Origin of the sequence: Oceanobacillus sp. FSL W7-1293, assembly GCF_037969815.1 — a bacterium.
In the GTDB taxonomy this organism is placed as follows: domain Bacteria; phylum Bacillota; class Bacilli; order Bacillales; family Amphibacillaceae; genus Oceanobacillus; species Oceanobacillus oncorhynchi.
Genome location: NZ_CP150212.1, coordinates 4,745,193 through 4,765,903, shown reverse-complemented (window position 1 = coordinate 4,765,903; position 20,711 = coordinate 4,745,193). Strand labels below are relative to the sequence as shown.

General features: G+C 32.9%; 15 protein-coding genes. 14 read left to right on the top strand and 1 reads right to left on the bottom strand.

Features of this window, described 5'->3' with window-relative positions; translation table 11 throughout:
* Positions 1-89: 89 nt before the first annotated feature.
* The 14 genes from MKY65_RS22770 (at position 90) to MKY65_RS22705 (ending at position 19,715) form a co-directional block, all read left to right on the top strand.
* Entirely contained in the window at positions 90-1,325 is a 1,236-nt protein-coding gene (locus tag MKY65_RS22770) for an MFS transporter (protein ID WP_339181078.1), read from the top strand.
* Positions 1,326-1,337: 12 nt separating this feature from the next.
* Positions 1,338-2,525 carry an MFS transporter gene (locus tag MKY65_RS22765; RefSeq protein ID WP_339181077.1) on the top strand — a complete coding sequence of 396 codons (1,188 nt, stop codon included), beginning with the start codon at positions 1,338-1,340 and terminating at the stop codon, positions 2,523-2,525.
* Positions 2,526-2,558: 33 nt separating this feature from the next.
* Positions 2,559-3,464, top strand: a complete 906-nt coding sequence (locus MKY65_RS22760) for a quinate/shikimate dehydrogenase (RefSeq protein ID WP_339181076.1) — start codon at positions 2,559-2,561, stop codon at positions 3,462-3,464.
* Between the two features lie 204 nt (positions 3,465-3,668).
* Positions 3,669-4,337 (top strand): ArgE/DapE family deacylase, encoded by a 669-nt coding sequence (locus MKY65_RS22755; protein ID WP_339181073.1) that lies wholly within the window; start codon positions 3,669-3,671, stop codon positions 4,335-4,337.
* Between the two features lie 1,134 nt (positions 4,338-5,471).
* Complete coding sequence (locus MKY65_RS22750; protein ID WP_339181070.1) at positions 5,472-8,261, top strand: Z1 domain-containing protein; 2,790 nt, start codon at positions 5,472-5,474, stop codon at positions 8,259-8,261.
* Position 8,262: 1 nt separating this feature from the next.
* Positions 8,263-10,275: a hypothetical protein gene (locus MKY65_RS22745; RefSeq protein ID WP_339181069.1), complete on the top strand. Its 2,013-nt coding sequence runs from the start codon at positions 8,263-8,265 to the stop codon at positions 10,273-10,275.
* A 3-nt stretch (positions 10,276-10,278) separates the two neighbouring features.
* Entirely contained in the window at positions 10,279-11,214 is a 936-nt protein-coding gene (locus MKY65_RS22740; RefSeq protein ID WP_339181066.1) for a hypothetical protein, read from the top strand.
* Positions 11,215-11,216: 2 nt separating this feature from the next.
* The gene (locus tag MKY65_RS22735; protein WP_339181064.1) at positions 11,217-11,894 is read left to right on the top strand and encodes a hypothetical protein; all 678 of its coding nucleotides are present in this window, start codon (positions 11,217-11,219) and stop codon (positions 11,892-11,894) included.
* Positions 11,863-13,248 carry a DNA cytosine methyltransferase gene (locus MKY65_RS22730; protein WP_339181061.1) on the top strand — a complete coding sequence of 462 codons (1,386 nt, stop codon included), beginning with the start codon at positions 11,863-11,865 and terminating at the stop codon, positions 13,246-13,248. The genes MKY65_RS22735 and MKY65_RS22730 overlap by 32 nt, the downstream gene beginning before the upstream one ends.
* A gap of 264 nt (positions 13,249-13,512) precedes the next feature.
* Entirely contained in the window at positions 13,513-14,031 is a 519-nt protein-coding gene (locus MKY65_RS22725) for a PD-(D/E)XK motif protein (protein ID WP_339181059.1), read from the top strand.
* Positions 14,032-14,253: 222 nt separating this feature from the next.
* Entirely contained in the window at positions 14,254-15,246 is a 993-nt protein-coding gene (locus MKY65_RS22720; protein WP_339181056.1) for a DNA cytosine methyltransferase, read from the top strand.
* Complete coding sequence (locus tag MKY65_RS22715) at positions 15,221-16,735, top strand: DNA cytosine methyltransferase (RefSeq protein ID WP_339181054.1); 1,515 nt, start codon at positions 15,221-15,223, stop codon at positions 16,733-16,735. The genes MKY65_RS22720 and MKY65_RS22715 overlap by 26 nt, the downstream gene beginning before the upstream one ends.
* Before the next feature lie 96 nt (positions 16,736-16,831).
* Positions 16,832-18,499, top strand: coding sequence for an AAA family ATPase (locus MKY65_RS22710; RefSeq protein ID WP_339181052.1), 1,668 nt, complete (start codon positions 16,832-16,834; stop codon positions 18,497-18,499).
* Between the two features lies 1 nt (position 18,500).
* Positions 18,501-19,715 carry a hypothetical protein gene (locus tag MKY65_RS22705; RefSeq protein WP_339181051.1) on the top strand — a complete coding sequence of 405 codons (1,215 nt, stop codon included), beginning with the start codon at positions 18,501-18,503 and terminating at the stop codon, positions 19,713-19,715.
* Between the two features lie 54 nt (positions 19,716-19,769).
* Here MKY65_RS22705 and MKY65_RS22700 read toward each other — a convergent pair whose 3' ends face one another.
* Positions 19,770-20,189, bottom strand: a complete 420-nt coding sequence (locus tag MKY65_RS22700) for a very short patch repair endonuclease (protein WP_339181049.1) — start codon at positions 20,187-20,189, stop codon at positions 19,770-19,772.
* Positions 20,190-20,711 lie beyond the last annotated feature (522 nt).

The following is a 20,711-nucleotide window of genomic DNA, read 5'->3' as shown; positions in this document are numbered from 1 at the left end:
TACTAACGAGTTTAAAAATTATCGTACCAACTATATAGGAGGGTGAGAGGAACTTTCTATAAGAGAGCACATTGCAAAGGAGAAACGTCATGAAACATCCATACTTAAATATGGGAGTAGGGATTTATCTAAGTTATTTGCTTTTGGGAATGGTCAATATCGTATTGGCATCAAATATGAGCTTTTTATCGGAACGTTTGGATGTTTTCCGGACAGACATCAGCTTGCTGATCTCTGTTGTCGGGATTGGCCACTTGCTTAGTATCAATATTGCAGGTAAGCTGTCGGATCGCTACGGAAGAAAGCCATTACTCATATCGGCTGCCATACTTTATGCTGTATTCCTTATAGGGGTGCCGACAACCACTCATTTCGCATTGGCTATGTTTTTCGCTTTGTTTGCAGGTATAAGTAACTCATTACTAGACGCTGCTTCCTATCCAGCGCTTAATGAAGGGTTTAAAGAGGCAGCGGGCACAGCAACGGTTTTGATCAAAGCATTTATGTCCATAGGAGCTGCACTTCTTCCTGTATTCATCGCATTTTTGATATCCCAAGACATGTTTTTCGGATATGCATTCTTCCTGCCGGCGATAGTATTTATTGGCCTGGGATTTTACTTCATCCCCGTCCGGTTTCCGGCTGTTAATGGGGAGAAGCGTAAGGAAGAGATGGCCAAGGAGAACGTCGAAAAGCAAGCTTCCAATCCGCATAGCTGGAAGGAAGGCACAGCTATCGTATTGATTGGATTTTTTTCCGTTTCCATGACCATTGTCATTCAGACCTGGCTGCCTACGTTTGGCCAAGAAATGATTCAGTTGAATGAAAATAATGCAGTAAGGTTGCTCAGCTTTTACAGTGTTGGCGGGCTTATTTCTGTTTTACTGCTTGCCTGGTTATTGAAAAGAATCATCAAGCCGATCACAGCAATGATGTTCGCACCGAGTGTTGCTGCCATCTTTGTTTTTGCGCTGCTGTTTGCTCATGACTCCTCACTCGTACCGTTCATTGCGTTCTTTCTGGGGTTATCTACCTCCGGGATTTACCAGTTGGCAATGACGGTGATGATTCAAATGTTTCCAAATAACAAAGGAGTCAGTGTTTCCTATGTTAGTGCTGCTGCGAGTGTTGCCTTCATGGTTATCCCTTATATCACGGGATTGCTGACAAAGCATATCGGGATATCCTCGGTATTCTATCTAGAATTAGTCATAACCATTGTGAGTACAGCTTTAGCAGTCTATCTATCCAGAAAGATCAAGCTGTTCTCGAAAAGTTACCAAAGAGATATAAATAATAAATTTAAATATCTGCAAAAATTTTAGAGGTGAGAAAAAATGAAAAATCCATACATTAAAACGTCGTTTGGAATGTACTTGAATTACTTCATGTTAGGAATGATCAATATTATCATCGCTTCCAACATGGGTAACTTATCAGAAAGCTATAATCAGCCAGTCGAACGTATCAGTTTGCTGGTATCTGCCATTGGTATTGGGAAGCTGGTTGCCTTATTCTTTGCCGGCCGGCTCTCCGATAAGTTAGGGCGAAAGCCGATTATTATTACCGGGAGCTTTTTATACCTGCTATTCTTAATCGGAATACCATTGCTGTCAAGCTACCCAGTGGCTTTCGCCTTAGCAATAACCGCAGGGATTGCGAATTCCTTATTAGACTCAGGAACTTATCCGGCTCTAATCGAATCATTTCCAAAGCAATCAAGTTCAGCAACGGTCCTGGTTAAAGCAATGGTATCCATTGGCGCAACCCTATTACCAGTTATCCTGGCGTTTCTAGCGTCTCATGACCTTTCATGGGGCTGGTCATTCTACTTATTAGCAGCCTTATTCTTAATAAGTGGTATGTATTTAATTTTTATGCCATTCCCGGCATTCAATACAAATGAAAAGAATGAAAAAGCAAGCGAAGTCCAAGATAATCGTTTTAAAGAGAAACCAAAGTTTTGGGGAGAAGGACTGGCAATCATCCTTATCGGGTTTACGTCTACGGCCTTGTTTGTCGTTTGGCAGACATGGCTTCCGGAGCTGGGTACAGGTTTCATGGACTTAAGTGAAAATGTCGCTGTACAGCTGTTAAGTTATTTCAGTATAGGTGCATTGGTATCTGTTCTCCTGTTAGCTGTCGTATTGGACAAATTTATTAAGCCGATAACGATCATGATCATCTATCCGGCAGTTGCTTTTGTATCCATGCTAATGCTTTTCTTTGTTCATTCTTATCCGGTTGTTATCATATCTACATTTATCCTTGGACTATCAACTTCTGGTATTTTCCAATTGGCAATCAGTGTGATGACAGACTTCTTTGTAGAGAACAAAGGAACAACCACATCTTACGTAAATATAGCAGGAAGCGTCGCTTTCATACTCGTCCCAATCATCACAAGCTCTTTGGTTGGAGGAATTGGTATTTCCATGACATTAGTATTTGACATGGTCATCGCGGTATTAAGTATTTTACTTGCTGTATTTGTACTTTATCGAGGTAAGAAAGTACTCAATTAAGGGAATTAAATTAAATTTAAAGGAGATAGAAACATGATGAATAATGATAAAAACCTTGCAAAAATTAACGGTAAAACAAAACTTGTAGGATTGCTGGCTACCCCAATCGGGCACAGCATTTCGCCTGAAATGCATAATTTGGGATACACCATTGGCGGTTTGAATTATGCATACTTAGGTTTTGAAGTTGGTACAGAAAACCTTAAAACAGCAGTAGAAGGCATGAAAGCAATAGAAGCAGCAGGATTCAATGTATCCATGCCAAATAAAATGGAGGTCATCCAGTATCTAGATGAAGTGGATGACAGTGCGAAATATGCACATGCCAGCAATACCGTCGTAAACAGAGACGGCAAACTGATTGGGTATAATACAGATGGGTTAGGATATGTGAAAAACCTGGAAGAACATGGTGTGAAATTGGAAGGTCAAAAAGTCACCCTGGTCGGTTCCGGAGGTGTTGCAACACCAATAGCTATTCAATTAGTACAATCCGGTATCAAAGAAATTAGTATCTTTGCCAGAGACGACAAGTTCTTCCCGCAAGCAGAAGAAAATGTATCCTATATCAACAACGAGATGGCTCATTTCGGAGTTAAAGCAAACATTTTTCCTTTAGAGGATAAAGAAACTTTCCGTAAAGAAATAGCCGAAAGTGCTGTTCTGGCAAATGCTACAAGCTTAGGGATGAAACCACTGGATGAAATGAGTATTCTGGATGACCTTACAGATGTACTGCGTGAGGATTTAGTTGTAACGGATGTGGTCTATAACCCGCAAAAAACAAAATTGTTAGCACAAGCGGAAGAGGCTGGAGCTACAGCAATTAATGGTCTTGGAATGGTTCTATGGCAAGGCGCTTTGGCATATAAACTATTTACTGGGGAAGATATGGCGATTGAGGAAGTTAAAAAAGAATTGTTTGATGAAATTTTATAGTTGTAAGAGGGTTACTGGAAATAAAGAAAAAGCTGTCGAGGGGATCGGCAGCTTTTTGTTTGTTTTGGTGTTTTGATTTGAACCTGTATTCGAATACTTTTCTTGTTAGGAGGGTATTGTATGTTATAGTCGACAACCTTATCAATTTATTGCTTTCCGTTTTGGATTTGAGCCAGTATATATCAACGAAAGGGGAATCATACATTGAATAAAGAAGAACGTATTAAAGTGCTACAAGATATCATAAAAATAAAATCGGTAAACGACAATGAATCTGAAGTAGCGGATTATTTCGCAGAACTATTCCAAAAACATGGGATAGAATCTGAGAAAGTAAAATATAGTGAAGGACGCGAAAGCCTGGTAGCCACTTACAAAAAAGGTGATGGTAAAGTATTAGGGATTAGCGGCCATGAAGATGTGGTAGCGGCTGGTGATGAAAGTGAATGGAAATACCCGCCGTTTTCAGCTGAAATCGATGGGGATAAATTATACGGACGGGGTTCAACGGATATGAAATCTGGTTTGGCGGCTTTAGCAATCGCTATGATCGAAATCAAAGAAGAAAACACAGATATCAACGGTACATTGAAATTCATGGCAACGGTTGGCGAAGAAGTCGGTGAATTGGGAGCGGAACAATTAACGAAGGAAGGTTATGCAGATGATCTGGATGGGTTGATTATTAGCGAACCAACCGGCCCAGCATTGATTTACACGCATAAAGGCTCCATGAACTATACCATTGTTTCACGTGGGAAATCGGCACATAGTTCCATGCCTAAAGAAGGTATTAACTCTATCGCAAATATGAATGAATTTGTGACGCGTGCTAATGCAGAGATGCAAGAAGTTACTGACAAGTTTTTTTGAAGTTTGTTCTAATTATTTAAATAGATGTTATATTATTTACGATTTTCAGCTCCATAATCAGTGATTCAAAAATACTATAAGCAGTCAGATCACCCACAATATTCAAGATATTTTGGTTGTCTTTTAGTTTGTCTTTTAGTGTTGTAAGTTACTAGCTTTCTTTTATATCGAAAAGGTTTTTGAATATTTCTGTAATCATATTAACATCACTTGCGTTTTCCGCGTGTCTATATTTATCAGTTTCACTAAGTTCTTCCCAATAAGGAATTTCAGATGCATCAAGCCCCTTAAACTTTAGCAATTCTTCCGGTGTTAACTCCTGGATATTAATATCAATGTTTCTAATTTTAGCATCAAGATTAATTTCAAAAGGATTTGTAAAATTATTACTTACTAACCTTAAAATTAAATTAAATTTTGGAAATCATCTCATAAAACTTTATACAGGTTTCATTCTCTGTTAATGGATATAGAATTTCTTTATTTTCTTCAATAAAGATTAAATTGTACTTTGATAGGTTGGCGTGTGCTAAGAGATTTCGAAGTTTTCTAATACTATTGTTACGATCATTAAGAAAGCTATATTCTATTTGAGTAATGAACTCTTGATTTTTAAGTTCGTTCATTACAACTTTATTTCATATCTTCACAATAACTAAGTAAATTTCCATGATATCGTGAATGTTGCCATACGTAACCGATAACTTCTTGTTTTGAAAAATAAACTTGCTTCATCCCAGGTATTCTCTTTCCATAAAGTTCTTTTTTAACAATATTTTCTAATTTCGACTATGACTGTATAGCCTTTATGTTATTCCTTCATGATCTTCGGTAAGATTATCAGTTATATGAATACCTTCGTGCAATAAATATTTTCCATTATTATCAATTATAGACTATAGGAATTATTCTTTAAATTTATTCTATCTTTTTTCCAATTTGTTTTGAATAGAAAATATATTTTTAGTACAATTGAATTATATATTTTAAAAATTAATGCAATATTATTTTAAAAATCTTATATTATACATAAATTTGTTTCTTAGGGAAGAATCAATGTTGAGGATCAAGGGTTTAAAAGTATAGCTAAGTTTACGAGATTAAAATAACAAATTCAAATAAGAGGTGTATTTAATGGAAATAGCAGAATTAAAAAAAACGAGAATCATAGCTCAATTAGAAATGCTTTTTAATAAAGAAGTTGCTAAAGGGAAAGTTGATTGGAGCAATATTAAATATTTAAATACCACCACAAAAGAAGAATTACAAAATCGTCTGGATTTGCTTGTTGATATAGGAACACTTGAAGAGGGTACAACTGCAGATGAATATCTTGACGTTTACGAAGATTATAAATTACAAAATGAACAAAGAGCTGCGGCATGGGAGTCTAAAGAAATCAATGGAATTACAAATGATGACTTATCAATAAATGACTTAACAATACAAAGAAACAAAGGTTCTAATTGGTATAAATATAGGTTGCACTTAAAAAAAGATAAAGGATGGTCGGAAAAATCTGTTTTGAATTTGGAAAAATCGACAGATTGGATTTTGAAAAGACTTAATACGAAGAGGAATTCCTATGAAGATATAAGAAAAGGACTAGTAGTAGGTAACGTCCAATCTGGTAAAACAGCAAGCATGGCAGGACTTATGGCCGCAGCAAGTGATCATGGTTTTAATTTTTTTATTATCATAAGTGGAATGATAACTAACTTGAAAGCACAGACTGAAGAAAGGCTTCTTAGTGATTTAAATAGTAATAAAAATGTGGATGGGTCTCCGTGGGAAAGGGTTTCCAATATTTATAATATAAATAGAAGTCATGAACTGGCAACATTAAAATTAAATGACCATCTCAGACAAAACAAGTATTTTACAGTACTTCTGAAAAATAAAAATCATTTAGAAGGTCTTATAAAATGGCTTAAAAAAGATAAAGAAAAATTAAAAAAGATGAGTGTATTAATTATTGATGATGAATCTGACCAGGCTGGAATTAATACTAAATCAATGGACTTTTCATCAAATGAAGAATATGACAGGTCAGCTATAAACAAAAAGTTAATAGATATTGTTAATTTTGAACATGAAGGTAAAAGTTTTAAAGCTATGAATTATATAGCATATACAGCTACGCCATATGCAAATATTTTAAACGAAAATGAGAATAAAAGTTTATTTCCACATCATTTTATTCACAGTTTAAAACCTGCTGCAATTTATATTGGTCCGAAACATATATATGGTAATCCTGTAAATACTGAGGAGTATAAGAGTTTAGACGTACTTAATCTTATAGAACGTGACGAAATAGAACAAATTAAAGAAATAAATGATTTGGTCTCTTTGCCTGCTTCTTTAGAAAGTTCTTTATTATGGTTTATGTTAGGTTTATCAATGATAAGGAGAAATAGCTTAAAAAAACCAGTTTCTATGTTGATTCATACTTCTCAGAAGACGTCAGATCATGCTGAAATTAAAAGGCTTATAGAAGGATGGTTCAATAACGTTTCGAAAGAACATTTTATAAAAAAATGTGAATCTGTATTTCAGAAGGAAAAACATAAGGTATCTAAAGCTAATTTTTTCGAGATACTTCCGGAGTATGAAATCGGTATAAAAATTGATGTACCTAACATAAACTTTAAAGATTTAGAAGAAGAGTTGGAATATATTTACGAGAATGCTTTAGACAGCATCAAACTTTTTGACGAAGATAAAGAGTTTTCTAAAGGTATTCATTTATGCGTGGATAACAGTAAAAACAATCAAGTGATAGATAATGAAAGCTTACGTCTTTCATATCCCAATCAAAGGCAGCTGCAGGAAATGGATAAAGCTCCTGGATTTATAGTTATCGGAGGGGCTACTTTATCACGGGGGTTGACCTTAGAAGGGTTAATCTCAACTTATTTTATACGGACAACTAAAATTGCAGATACCTTAATGCAAATGGGAAGATGGTTCGGTTATAGAATTGGATACGAGCTGATACCAAGAATATGGATGTCTAGTGATAGTTTAGAAAGATTCAGGTTCTTAGTCGAAGTAGATGAAGAATTAAGAAAAGTTATTGACAATTACAATAGTTTGAATAAAACACCAAAAGAATACGGAATGGAGGTTACAAATTCTCCTGATTATAATTTTATGTCGATCACGGGAAGGAACAGAGCTCAAGCGGCGCAAGAAATCGAAATTGATTTTACTGGGTATAAACCGCAGGATATTAATTTTACGAATGATCGGGAAATGTTGAGAAGTAATCAAGAATTGACTGAATCTTTCTTTGTCGACCTAGGGTCGTCCCAAGATAATTATGCAAATAATAGTGTTTTTTGGGAGAACATCTCTATAGATAATATATTTAAGTATTTAAGAGAATTTCAATTTAATTCAAGGACTGCTGCGTTTAACAATATTGCAGCAATAGAAAAGTGGTGTAAAGAAATAGGTCTTAAATCTTGGAATGTAGCTGCAGCAGGCACACAAAAAAATGAAAGCAGCGACAAAACCTGGACAGTTGACGGTAAGTATTTATTAAAAGCAAACCGTTCTGTGAAAGGGGATACTATTAAGACAGAAGATGGTAAAGAAATTATATCAATTGGAGTATTAAGAAACCCCAATGATTTTATAGCTGATTTTGATACTAAACCAGAATTCAGTAACCTATCCATGGAAGAAATAAGAAAGGTTTCAAAAAACAAGAACAAGCCATTATTGATAGTATATAGGCTAAATAAAAATTATGAACCTGAAACAACCAGTAATAATAGACAAGCACTTAATTTCTCAGAAGATATAACGGCCCTTTCTATTATTATTCCAGGATCTGGGGGCAATAAACCGAGAGGAAAAAAACTATCTATTACGCCGCAGAATTTTGATGAAGATTTAGAAGGAGAAGAAGATTAGAATGGAGATAGAAATCTTACAAAATGACAGGATGGCTCAAGATGGACACTCTATCTTGAGGTCTTTACAAAATGATGAAATACATCCTTTAGATTTGCTTGTCCGTGAATTTACTCAAAATAGTTTAGACGCTGCTTTAAGCAAGGAAGATGGTATAAAGTTGCTGATTGATACTGGAACATTTAGCAAAAGAAGCTTTTTGGAAGAAATTAATGGATTTAATTCTATCTTTTCGGATGTTTTTAATGGTGATGATTACAAATATTTATCTTTGACTGATATGAAAACGGAAGGGCTTACTGGAGAATTAATTTTTGAAAATATAGATACAGACAAGTTGGGGAACTTGACCAAACTGGTTTATTTATTAGGAGCTAATCAAGAAAAACAAGGAGCAGGTGGATCCTGGGGGTTGGGAAAAACTGTATACTTTCGAATAGGTGTAGGCTTGGTTATCTATTATACACGAATAAAAATTGCTGAAGGACGATATGAAGAACGATTGGTAGCAAATATGGTGGAAGACCAAAAAAAAAATAAAAACTTTTTGTTAGCTAAAGGCAGAGGTATAGCTTTTTGGGGAGAAAAATATCATGAAAATAAAACAAAACCCGTAACTGATGCTAATTACATTAAAAACTTTTTAAATATATTTGAATTAGAACCATTCCATGGTGAAGAAACAGGAACAAGGGTTATTATACCTTTTATTGATAAAGAGAAACTTATGAAAAATTTAGAAGGTAAAACAAACCTAATCTTTGATGATGGAGAGTTTAGTATCGAATATTATCTGGAGAACGCGTTTAAACGTTGGTATTTCGCTAAGCTCGATAACCATTATTCTAATGTTGAAAATCCAATTCAGCTGTTTATAAATTCTAAAGGAATTGAAATTGAGTCATTTGAGAACATATATAAAGTATTGCAGGATTTATACAACGCTGGTCGAAAAAGTTTTGCACTTAAAGATGACAAAACGAAGGGACAGCTTACTAAACTGGATATAAACATTAGAAGAATTGATATTAAGCCTAGAAACAAAAGACTGAGGGCAGGTAATCTTGCGTATACTATAATCTCTAAACATTTCATTGACAAACAATTTTCTAAACCTTTTAGAGAACTGTTGGGTTTTTACAATGATAATGAAACAGAAGAACAAAATATAGAGTCTAAGAATCTATTATTTACTTTTTTAAGGAATCCGGGGATGGTAATAAGATATGAAGACTTTGGAGAGTGGACAAAGAATATAGAACTCCCCAATTCAAATGAAAGGTTAATTGCTATCTTTATTCCTAATAGTAATGTTGCTTTGGAAGATGCGAGAAACGAGTTGGGGGTAGAAACAATAGAAGACTATTTAAGAAAATGTGAACGAGCTGATCATAGTGAATGGATGGATATTACTTTGGCAAGTACTCAATTAAATATTATAAAAAGAATAAAAAATCAAGTGAACTCATATTTGAAGAAAGAAATAAATAGTCAGACATTTAAAGGTTCAATTGCTAATTCAACAATAGGAAGAGTTATAGGAAGCAGAATTTTGCCGCCAATGGTACCGGGAAAAGCACCTCAAAGAAAAGACTCAAGGGGAAATAGCAACTCTCGAATATCTAAAACTTCCGCAAAATTGACATTTAAGGTAACACAACTAATTCAAGATGGCAATGATTTAATAGCGATGTTTAAATTGATTCCGAATACTGACAAAGAAACAATCTATAAAATAGATTTTTCTCTTACTATAGAATCTGAAGAAGGATCAGTTGGCTACCAAGTATGGGAGAATGAATTTGAGACTGTATTTCCTTTTGAAATGATTGATATTAACATTAATGGAAACTTTGGAGGAGAAAATTTATTTTCAGAGAAGTTTCGGACCGTATACGGATATCGAATAAACAAAGCAGCTATTACTGGCGAAATAACAGGTGAAATAAAAATAAGATACAGGGACAGAAATTTCATACCTGCTATTGAATTTAAAGGAAACAAGGTGAGCTAGTCTATGAGTGGTATGCTTGTTAAATGGTTAGATGATGATCTCTTTAAACAAATAGGATATTCTTTTGGAGAAAAAGAATTTTATTATTATTCTGAGTCAGAAAAGATATATTTAGAAAATAGTCAAGAAGAATTTAATGATGAAATAAATAGACAAGAATTCTTATTTAATGGTGACCCGCAATGGAATCCTGAGTACCATAATTTTATGCTAAACTACACTTTTGTCTTGAATAATCCGGATTTTTTGTTTGGAGTAGAAGGATTAACAGATGAACAAAACATATTAGGAGTGGCAATTGTTTGGAAAAGTCGAGATTCCAGCTATACTGACGTAAAAAAAATAGGACGCTTTAAAAAAAATGCTGTACAGCAGCAATTTGATATCAATCTTAATTTTGAACCTTCTTCACTTCGAGGAACTATAGAATTTAATATTGTTATTTATCTGGATGCAGCAGTTAATCGAACAAATTTAGTTCAAATAAATGAAGAGGGAGCAATTTTAGGTAAACTAGAGAATTTTCTGGTTCATCTCGATGGAAATGGAGCAGATTTTCCAATGCAGGAATTTGAGGATAGACAAGGGCCACTTTGGAAGACTGATATTTATATTGAAGATCCTTTTCTGGATTTATTTAATGTTGATCATTTTTGTTTATATATTAATAAGGCTCATAAAAGATATAAAGAGCTTAGTATAGGAAACAAAGTGAACTTTAACAGGTTGTTGATTGAAATAATCAGTAGTTCATTTGAACAGCTGGTTTATGTTTTAAAGTTTGAATTGGATACTTTAGATGCAATTTTAAATAGAGAAAGTGATGTTGGAACAATAGCAAGCGTGATTCAGTATTATTTTGAAACATACGAATGGGACTCTTCTAATATTACTAATCTATCAGAGAGTATCAGAGAATCATTTGAAAGTAGGTTATAATTATGGTTGCTCCTCTAAAAAATATAACTAAAATTAATGCAAAACGATTATTTGAGAATTTAGATGGAAACAAATTAATTCATTATAAGACACAGTCAGATAAATCTGAAATTGCTGAGGATCTTACTGTGATTTATGAGAAGATACTTGAGGAAATAGGAAGTATAAAAAACAATTATTATAAGTTTGATTTGCTCCTTGCCCTTGATTTATATGAATTATTAATAGAAAAATACAATGTTAGAATTAGACAGGCTTCAAATATGCAAATGTGGTACGCACTTCAATTGATTGAAGTACCGCATATTGTTTATGCAAGATGGGGGTTAAATGAAAGTAGGTTTGTAAAAACACCACGCAGGGTATATTTCTGGACGTTGTGGTGGTACATTCATATTTCGTGGCAGGGGAGCAAAGAAAAGACATATAAAATACTTAAACAAAATAACACTGATACTTTAGTGCAGATGGTAGAACGTATCGGGAGAAATGGATATAGGATAGAATTATATAGGAAAATAATGTATTACCATGATCAATTCCGTCAAAGATCAGAAGGTAGGGACTTGATAAGGAGAGTAATGAAATTAAATACAATTAAGTGTAAAGTAATTGAGCCAGAACTATATCATGGAGGAATAGACCAGTATGCAGCAGATTTATTCAAATATTTCAAGTGAAATAAAACTTCCTGAAGTAATTGATTTATTTTCAGGATGTGGGGGATTGGCTCTTGGCTTCCAAATGGCTGGTTTTCAAATAAGCAAAGGATTAGAATTGGATAGAGATGCTGCTGAAGTTGCTTCTTTTAATTTGCACTGGAGGAAAGGGAATAGAGAAAGTCATATAAACGACGATATAACTTTACTAAATGCAAATAATTTTTATAAAGGCGTGGATAAAAGCAAGGGGTTAATGGTAGTCGGAGGACCTCCCTGTCAAGCATACTCTAAGATTGGAAGAGCAAAACTTAGGTCTTTAGGTGAGGACCGGTGGCAAGAGAACGATGTAAGGGGAAAACTGTATGAGAATTTTCTTGATTATGCTTTATATGCGGATGCAAACATAATAATAATGGAAAATGTCCCTGAAGCTGTGAATTATGATGGTGTTAATATTCCTGACAAAGTATGTGAAATACTTATTGAAAAAGGATATGATGCGATATGGACCATATTGAATTCAGCTGATTTTGGTGTACCGCAAACAAGAAAACGTTTATTTGTCATGGCCATAAAAAAAGATATTGGACATATTAAAAATATACCTGTACCAACCCACAGACCGATTAATGATGAGTGTGTAAAAAAAAATCTGCGTGATCGTCAGTTAAGGTCTAGACTAAGTAGCTCTAAATATTTTAAAAAACCGCTCATTCCGGAAAGCGGACTCCCTAAATGGGTAAATGTGAGCGACGCTTTAACAGACTTGCCAGATCTATTTTTGGATTACAAGCAAAAATATAAAAATTATAAGCCTATGATGCTGAAAGAGTATAAAACTTCCCCTCAAAATGAGTTTCAGAGATTGATGAGAATAGACAATAAAGTAGATAAAGTGACTGGCAATATGTTTAGAAATACAAAACGGGACTTTCCTATTTTCGCTAAGATGCTAGAAGGTGATAACTATCTTGATGCTCATAATATAGCAATATCAATTTTAACAAAAGAAATGAGAAAGTTAGGGATTACTAAAGAAAATACAGATGAGTACCATTTGCTAAAAGAAAAAATTGTTCCGCCTTATTCGACTGAAAAATTTATTGGAAAGTGGAAAAAATTATCTTTGAATAAACCGTCACATACATTAGTGGCTCATTTAAGTACTGATACATATAGTCACCTACATCCAATAGAGCCCCGGGGAATATCTGTAAGAGAAGCTGCCAGATTACAAAGCTTTCCCGATGATTTTTTGTTTAACTGCAGTATGGGGTCAGCTTTTAGACAAATAGGAAATGCTGTTCCTCCTTTATTGGCAAAAGCAATTGCTGAAGCAATGAAAAAAAACATACAGGAGGCTTGTTTGTGAATTATGTCAAATTGTTAAGAGACCAATACAATTTATCCAATCTTCATGCAGGACCATATTTTAATTTAGAAGCTATTAATAATTCCAGTTTTCTTATAAAAAGGAAATGAATTTATTAAATCTTACTACACGTTCACAAGACTATCTTAATCAGTTTATAATGGTTGCTTCTGACTTTGTAGACTTAAATAAACGTAAACTTTTAAATAAGGAACGATTGGAGAGACCGTTAGGTAATACAATTGTAGAAAAACCTTTTACAGTGTGTTGGCAGAATTGTTAGTTTTAAATTATCTACAAAAATCAAATATTGTGAGTAACCTAAAATGGGTTGGTTACAAAGGAAGTACCTACGATATAAGTACGCAAAATAAAGAGATTGAAGTAAAAGCATCTCTTAATAAATTTGATAATTCAATTACTATTTCTAATCAATATCAGCTGTATGCAGGCTTAACTCATGAGATATATGTTTTAAGATTTGAAACTTCTCATAATGAGATTGGTATAGCTATAGATGATATTGTGAAAGAACTGAAAATGAACGGGTACCCGGAAAAAGAAATAGAGAATAGGTTGGATACGATAAATCTTTCAAAGAATTCAGCTATCCGCAGGCAAAAATTTATTTTATTGAACTGTAAAAAATATGACCTTAAAGATGTAACACCATTAACTGTCGAAAAGGCAATGAATAATTTTCTTGAACTGGACTTAGTTAAAAAAATTACCGTTGAGATTGATTTGGCTAATATTAAGAATGAAGAAATAGAACTTTGTTAAATTTAGTTTTAAATTATTCATAAAAACGAATAAAAGAGTGTACCAAAATGATATAAATTTCGTTTAATATGTATAAAAAGATTAAAAGACTGATCTACTTGTGAAAAGTCACCATTATATATAACTTGCGAACATACATTTGTAGTGGTAAATTTAATATAAATGTATAATTTTTATTCTTACGTAGTAAGATTTTATAATATAATGGAGAGAAAATTAATTATGGATAATTTAAATACTGTAAGTCTTTTTTCGGGAGTAGGCGGATTGGATTTAGGTTTTATAAAACATGGTTTTGAAATTATATGGGCTAATGATAATGATAAAGATGCTGTGAAATCATATCAGGCTAATATTAGTAATGATATAATCTATGGTGATATTAATGATTATTTAGAAGAAATTCCTAACCATAATGTTTTGATAGCCGGATTTCCTTGTCAACCATTTAGTATGATGGGGAACAAACAAGGGTTTGTAGATGAACGAGGCACATTATTTTTTACAATTGAACGTATTTTGGCTAAACATCGTCCTAAAATTATTGTTCTGGAGAACGTTCGAAACCTGCAAACCCATGATAATGGAAAAACCATAAAGAGAATGTTAAATATTCTTGAGGAAAAATTAAATTATAAAGTTCACTATAAGGTTTTAAATACTGCAGATTTTGGGGTTCCCCAAACACGCCGTCGGGTTTTTATAATTGGGTTTTTAAAAGACGAATTTGGAGATAAAGCAAATAAATTTGATTTTCCTCAACCCTGCGAATTAAATAAAAACGTTTTTGACTTATTAGATGAAGAAGTTGATAAAAAGTATTTTCTTTCTGAGAAAATATTGCCAACAATAATGTCTCATGGTACAAAAGGTTATTATTCTAAGTCTGAAATTAATTTATCAATTGCTAAACCCTTAACTGCAACAATGCATAAAATGCACCGTGCTAATCAAGACAATTATTATGAAGACTATAAGAACCGTATTAAATTCAAAGATTCTATAGAACGGCCGATATCATCTATACGAAGATTAACTCCAAATGAATGCCGTAAACTCCAAGGATTTCCGGACAATTGGAGTTTTGTGGTTTCTGATACTCAGTTGTATAGACAATTTGGCAATGCTGTCTCAGTGAATGTTTCTGAGAGTATTGCTAAAAGTATAAAAGATTTTTTAGGAGATTATTATGAACCAGGAAACAGCAACTTTTAAAAGATTTTCAAATAATGTGTTTGACAGAAACCTTTTGTCAAATAAAGAATATAAAGAAATGATCGATAATTTTATTACAACAGTTTCTTTATTAACAAAAGAAGAGAACCGTATCACTTGTAATGAACCTCAAATTATAAACTGTATGATAGAATTTGGTATTATAGATTCTGAAGAGGGTTTCTTAGAGATAAAAAAGCAATTAAGCAAGGAAATGTTTGAGAAACTCCAGGATTCAATTAGTATTGTTATTAACGATAATCTGTTAGAATATGATGAAATTGCTAAGTATAACAAAGCTTATCGTGTAAAGATAATTGAACAGGAAGATCAAAATAAACCAACGTTAGTGGATTTATTTTGTGGAGCCGGCGGATTGAGTTTAGGGTTGACCCAGATTGGGTTTCGGGTCATATTTGCTAATGATATAGAAAAATCAGCTCTAAGGACATACTCTTTTAACCACCCTGAAATTGATGGTAAGCGAATTACTATGGGCGGGATAGAAGATATTGCTTATAATGTAAATGATTATATAAATGAATCAGTGGACCTTATAGCTGGCGGACCGCCGTGCCAAGGGTTCTCTAGCGCTAATCGCCAACGAATTATTGATGATCCGAGAAATATACTGTATAAGTACTATGTTGAATGTGTAAAAAGATTAAACCCTAAATTTTTTATAATGGAAAATGTTAAAGGGATGAAGAATGTAGCGGATCAAGTCGTTGAAGATTTTAATACTAACTTACAGATTGGTTATGAGATTGATTATGAAATTTTAAATGCTAAGTACCTTGGTATTCCACAAAACCGTGAACGGCTAATTTATATAGGAGTACGGGAAGACGTTAAAAGAAAGCATAATATATGTGCAAATAAAATATTTCAATTACTGAAAAGGAGTTATAAAGAAAAGTTAAATATAATGGATGCAATTAATTCTTTAAAACCTTTAGAAGCTTCAAGAGCAAAAAACTCTACTGAACTGGGTGACGAAATCTCAGGAAATAAAATATCAAGTGTGAATACAAAATTTGAAAATGAATACGTGTCAAAAATTAATATGGATAAAAAAATGAATTTAACTTTTAATCATAAGGCAAGATATAATAATGATAGAGACATAGAGATATACAGTAGAATGTTACCGGGTGATAAGTCAGACAGCCCAAGGATTGCAGATATTATGCCGTATAAAAGCCGCAGTCATATGTTTAAAGATAAATACTATAAATTGATTCCAAATATACCATGTAAAACGATTACAGCACATATGAAATTCGACTGTAATATGTATATTCACCCGTATCAGGCTCGAGGATTGACTCCAAGAGAAGCGGCACGTATTCAATCTTATCCGGATGACTATTTTTTTCTTGGAGTTTATACTAAAACCTACCAGCAAATTGGTAATAGTGTACCTCCTCTTATGGCACGAGCATTAGGAGAAGAAATAATAAAATATCTACAAACTGAGACAAAATAAAGAGCTTTGTGATTTAGGGCTCTTCTTAGTTTTAAGCAGGCATAACAGGAATATAATTATTTAGATATAGAAGTAATTATATAGAGGGAGGAAAAAATGTTTGAACAAGAATTACAAAAGATTAAAGCGGCGCTGAAAGATACTTCAGATATCGAATTAAATAATGAATATGATGCTCTGCTGGTAAAGCCGCTTGCATCCAGTAATTTATTGCATGAAAACCGAAACTTTTCAAAAACAAAGCAGTCTCATATAGCTTTAAGCGGTAAAGCTAGTCAAGATTTCTTTCCTTACGTGGACATATATCATTATACAGATACGGAATTGAATGACCAATCAATGAAATCTTTTTATGTATTGCAAGTACCGGTAAGCTTAAATAAAAAAAATATTGATTACGCTAATGATGGAAATATGGACTTTAATTTTAACTTGGACGGTTTTGAAGAGGCGAAGGGTTCTGTTAAATTAAGTCGTCCGGGAGCTTCTCCGCAAATAGAGCTTGGTAATACTTCAACATCAGATGATATATTCCGCCGATTTCGTAAACTATTTTATGAGAATGATGTGTTACTGATTTTAAAAGAAAAGAAAAAGGTTAATTATGAAGCATATATAATTAAGTCAGAAGACGCTGCAGAATTTGAATTAAGTGACACAACAGAATTTGCACCAAACAGAAGCCAGTCCACAATAGTAGACTTAAATGCTATTACTCCTGAGAGTGATGGAAACAATGAAAAAAGCAGTATAATAGGAAGTAATATAATTTATTATGGCGCGCCAGGTACAGGAAAATCTTACGGTGTAACAAAAGAAATAAAAAAATACTATCCAAGTTTTGAAAATGAATCTAATTTAGAATCACGTTTTATTTTTCGTACCACTTTACATCCAGAGTACACATATAGTGATTTTGTTGGGCAAGTTATGCCAAAGGTACAAGGAGATTCAATAAAATATGTTTTTACGCCTGGAGTTTTTACAAGAGCACTCTCTAGAGCTATAGAGATGGAAGGAACTGATCAGCCTGTTTTTCTTGTACTGGAAGAGTTATCTCGTGCTAATGTTGCTGCAGTATTTGGAGATTTGTTTCAGTTATTGGACAGGAAAAAAGGTGAGTCGGAGTATTCAATTTCTAATTCTTTAATAGCTAAAGAAGTTTACAATCTTAGCCAAGAAGAAGCTGATAGTGATGATGGCAATAAGAAAATCTATTTGCCTAATAATTTGTTTATTTACGGTACTGTTAATACAAATGATCAGAATGTATTTGCTATGGATACAGCATTTAAACGTCGTTTTGATTGGAAATACATTTCAACAAAACCTGTAAAATCAGAAGATGGGATCGAATTGAATAATCCGGTTATTTCAATAGGCGGTCAAAAAGAAATTAGATGGTGGGACTTCTATCAACGATTAAATGAGCATATTACAAGCGTAATGCAGTTGGGTGAAGATAAACAAATAGGGCAGTTTTTTATTAAATTTAATGAGAATAAGAAAGAAAATAATTCAAAAGTTCAAAACAAACTTCTTCAATACTTATGGGATGATATTGAACAAGCTTCTTTTACGGAAGAGAAGCTTTTTGAAAATATTTTAAACTTCTCTGATTTATATGAAAAGTATGAGAATGATGAAGAGATTTTTCATTCAAAGTTCTTAAGTTCATTAAATTTGTATAGTAAAAGGGATATTGATGATGAATCGGATGATTTATCAAAATCTGTTCAAGATGTTGTTCCTAAGGAAGATTAAAATGAAGAGAATAGATAATCTTGTTTTTCAAATAGATGGAGAAGTAATTGACCCTAAAATAATAGAAAAGTTTAATTTAAGGGGCTTTTCCAGGAATTTACGTTTTTCTTATAAGCTAAATGCTGAAGTAATCAATTTTGTAGGATTTATTATTAAAAATAAAGAGATGTTAGTAGTGTTACCTAAACATTATGCTGGAAAAGGAGATTTATTGGATTATTCTGATGTAAAATTACTTTTTCAAATTTTATTAAAAGAGCAATCAAAAAATGTAAATAAATATATAGGATCTATTAAAGAATTTGAATCAAGTTTTCCTTTTAAGGCTTTCTACTCAATTTATAATTACTACCAGATGTATGGGCTTTATAAAGAAGATGAAAAGGTAATAAAACCCGGATATAATGGGAAAATTTCCTGGAAAGATACAATTAGACACTCAAATAATGTTATAAGTAATGGTAACTTGATTTATATTCCATTTTTTGTGCAAGAAACAAAAAATAGACAGGTATATCTTAGTGAATGTATGGCCTTTGCTATTAACTATACCCTTAGAACATATCCATATTTCGTAAAAGGAACTATTTTGAAAGGGCAATTTAGTAACTTTGATTTTTTGGGTAATCGTAAACATGTAATTGATAACCTAAAAAAAATATATTCTGATATGTTTAGTGACAAGAATAAACGATTAGTAAAAGATTTAATTGATTTTTACTCGAATCTTCCGCAAGGCGGCAATATCAAGATTGTGCATTATAACTTTGAGCTGGTTTGGGAATCAATGGTTGAAAAATATTTAAATGATTATTTTAATGATCTTGGAGAAAGTGGATTGCAATTTGAATATAAAAGATATGAAAACCAAACAAATCATTTTACCAAGAAAAAATTCAGAGTTGATGAGGCGCATCCAAATCATAGATTGGAACCCGATCATTATTTGTATACTAATAATATCCAATACATTTTTGATGCAAAATACTATTCCCATATTAATGAATTAAATTATAAACAAGTAGCTTATCATGCACTTCTTAAGAAAAAAGCAAAAAGAACATATAGTGCCTTATTATTACCCACGAGCGGGGAAAACCGATCAAGAATACATTTTGAATTAGCTAAAGAGTTTTATACAACCCCTGAAGGATCAATAGAAATCTTTGAGCATTATTTAAATATAAAAGAAGTTATGGAAAATTATTTGGATTGAAATAAAATTGTCAAATATAGTTTTAAAAACTTTATTTGACAATTTTATTTTGAATTAAGAATTCTTCTGCGCATAATTTATGAATGTTACTAAATCTCGTATAACTTTTTCTAAGTCATTTTTTATTTCATGTTCCCAAACTCTTTTTACGTGCCATTCTCTCTTTTCATAATGCTCGTTTACTTCTTTATCTCGTTCTTTGTTTCGTCGAAGTTTTTTCTCCCAAAATTCTGTGTTACTTTTTGGAATGTTGCCGTGTAAAGGACATTGATGCCAAAAACATGAGTCAATAAAGATTACTACTTTATATTTCTTTATTGAAATATCTGGTGAGCCAAATAAATCTTTAGAATTCTTTCTAAAGCGAAATCCTTTTTGCCACAACTCTTTTGAAACAATGGATTCTAATTTTGAAACAGATTTAATTGCTTTCATATTTTTTCTTCTTTGCTCTTTGGTCATCACATCGGTCATAATATTGTAACTCCTTTCATAATTTTTAATCATTGTGCCCCAACAAATTCAAGACACGGAAAACGAAATAATTCCCCCAATCTTATATAATGTTAGTTGACTACAAATCCACTATTGAAGGAAAGGATCAAAGGCTTCCTCTTACTTCTGATTTTTTCCAAACATTGGATGCTGGTTACGATTTCGAGCACAGATTCACCGCATGGGGGGAACAGTCTATCATTGCCTGTAATAAGCGAAATGAAGGTTAAGTTATCGGAGACGATAAACATTTTTCCCCAACCGGTTTACTAGAACATTCTTATCAATATGATAGCCTTGGTTCGAAATATGAAACATTAAAATATATTAGACCCTAAAGAATGCAGTGATTGTCTATCTGCGAACGAGGGTATCTGTAAAAAAGTGTATAAAGCTAAGGTATCATCGATTTAAGAAGGTATACTTTATCGGCACGAAGGTCAAAAGTATAGAAAAATATTTTAAACAACGGACAGTAGTAGAACGTGTCAATATTTATCT

What these genes read in the sequence shown, in the direction of transcription:
- MKY65_RS22730 (WP_339181061.1), top strand. Translation starts at nt 11,863, where the DNA reads ATGCAGCAGATTTATTCAAATATTTCAAGTGAAATAAAACTTCCTGAA.
- MKY65_RS22735 (WP_339181064.1), top strand. Translation starts at nt 11,217, where the DNA reads ATGGTTGCTCCTCTAAAAAATATAACTAAAATTAATGCAAAACGATTA.
- MKY65_RS22720 (WP_339181056.1), top strand. Translation starts at nt 14,254, where the DNA reads ATGGATAATTTAAATACTGTAAGTCTTTTTTCGGGAGTAGGCGGATTG.
- MKY65_RS22740 (WP_339181066.1), top strand. Translation starts at nt 10,279, where the DNA reads ATGAGTGGTATGCTTGTTAAATGGTTAGATGATGATCTCTTTAAACAA.
- MKY65_RS22750 (WP_339181070.1), top strand. Translation starts at nt 5,472, where the DNA reads ATGGAAATAGCAGAATTAAAAAAAACGAGAATCATAGCTCAATTAGAA.
- MKY65_RS22770 (WP_339181078.1), top strand. Translation starts at nt 90, where the DNA reads ATGAAACATCCATACTTAAATATGGGAGTAGGGATTTATCTAAGTTAT.
- MKY65_RS22765 (WP_339181077.1), top strand. Translation starts at nt 1,338, where the DNA reads ATGAAAAATCCATACATTAAAACGTCGTTTGGAATGTACTTGAATTAC.
- MKY65_RS22700 (WP_339181049.1), bottom strand. Translation starts at nt 20,189, where the DNA reads ATGACCGATGTGATGACCAAAGAGCAAAGAAGAAAAAATATGAAAGCA.
- MKY65_RS22760 (WP_339181076.1), top strand. Translation starts at nt 2,559, where the DNA reads ATGATGAATAATGATAAAAACCTTGCAAAAATTAACGGTAAAACAAAA.
- MKY65_RS22710 (WP_339181052.1), top strand. Translation starts at nt 16,832, where the DNA reads ATGTTTGAACAAGAATTACAAAAGATTAAAGCGGCGCTGAAAGATACT.
- MKY65_RS22745 (WP_339181069.1), top strand. Translation starts at nt 8,263, where the DNA reads ATGGAGATAGAAATCTTACAAAATGACAGGATGGCTCAAGATGGACAC.
- MKY65_RS22705 (WP_339181051.1), top strand. Translation starts at nt 18,501, where the DNA reads ATGAAGAGAATAGATAATCTTGTTTTTCAAATAGATGGAGAAGTAATT.
- MKY65_RS22715 (WP_339181054.1), top strand. Translation starts at nt 15,221, where the DNA reads ATGAACCAGGAAACAGCAACTTTTAAAAGATTTTCAAATAATGTGTTT.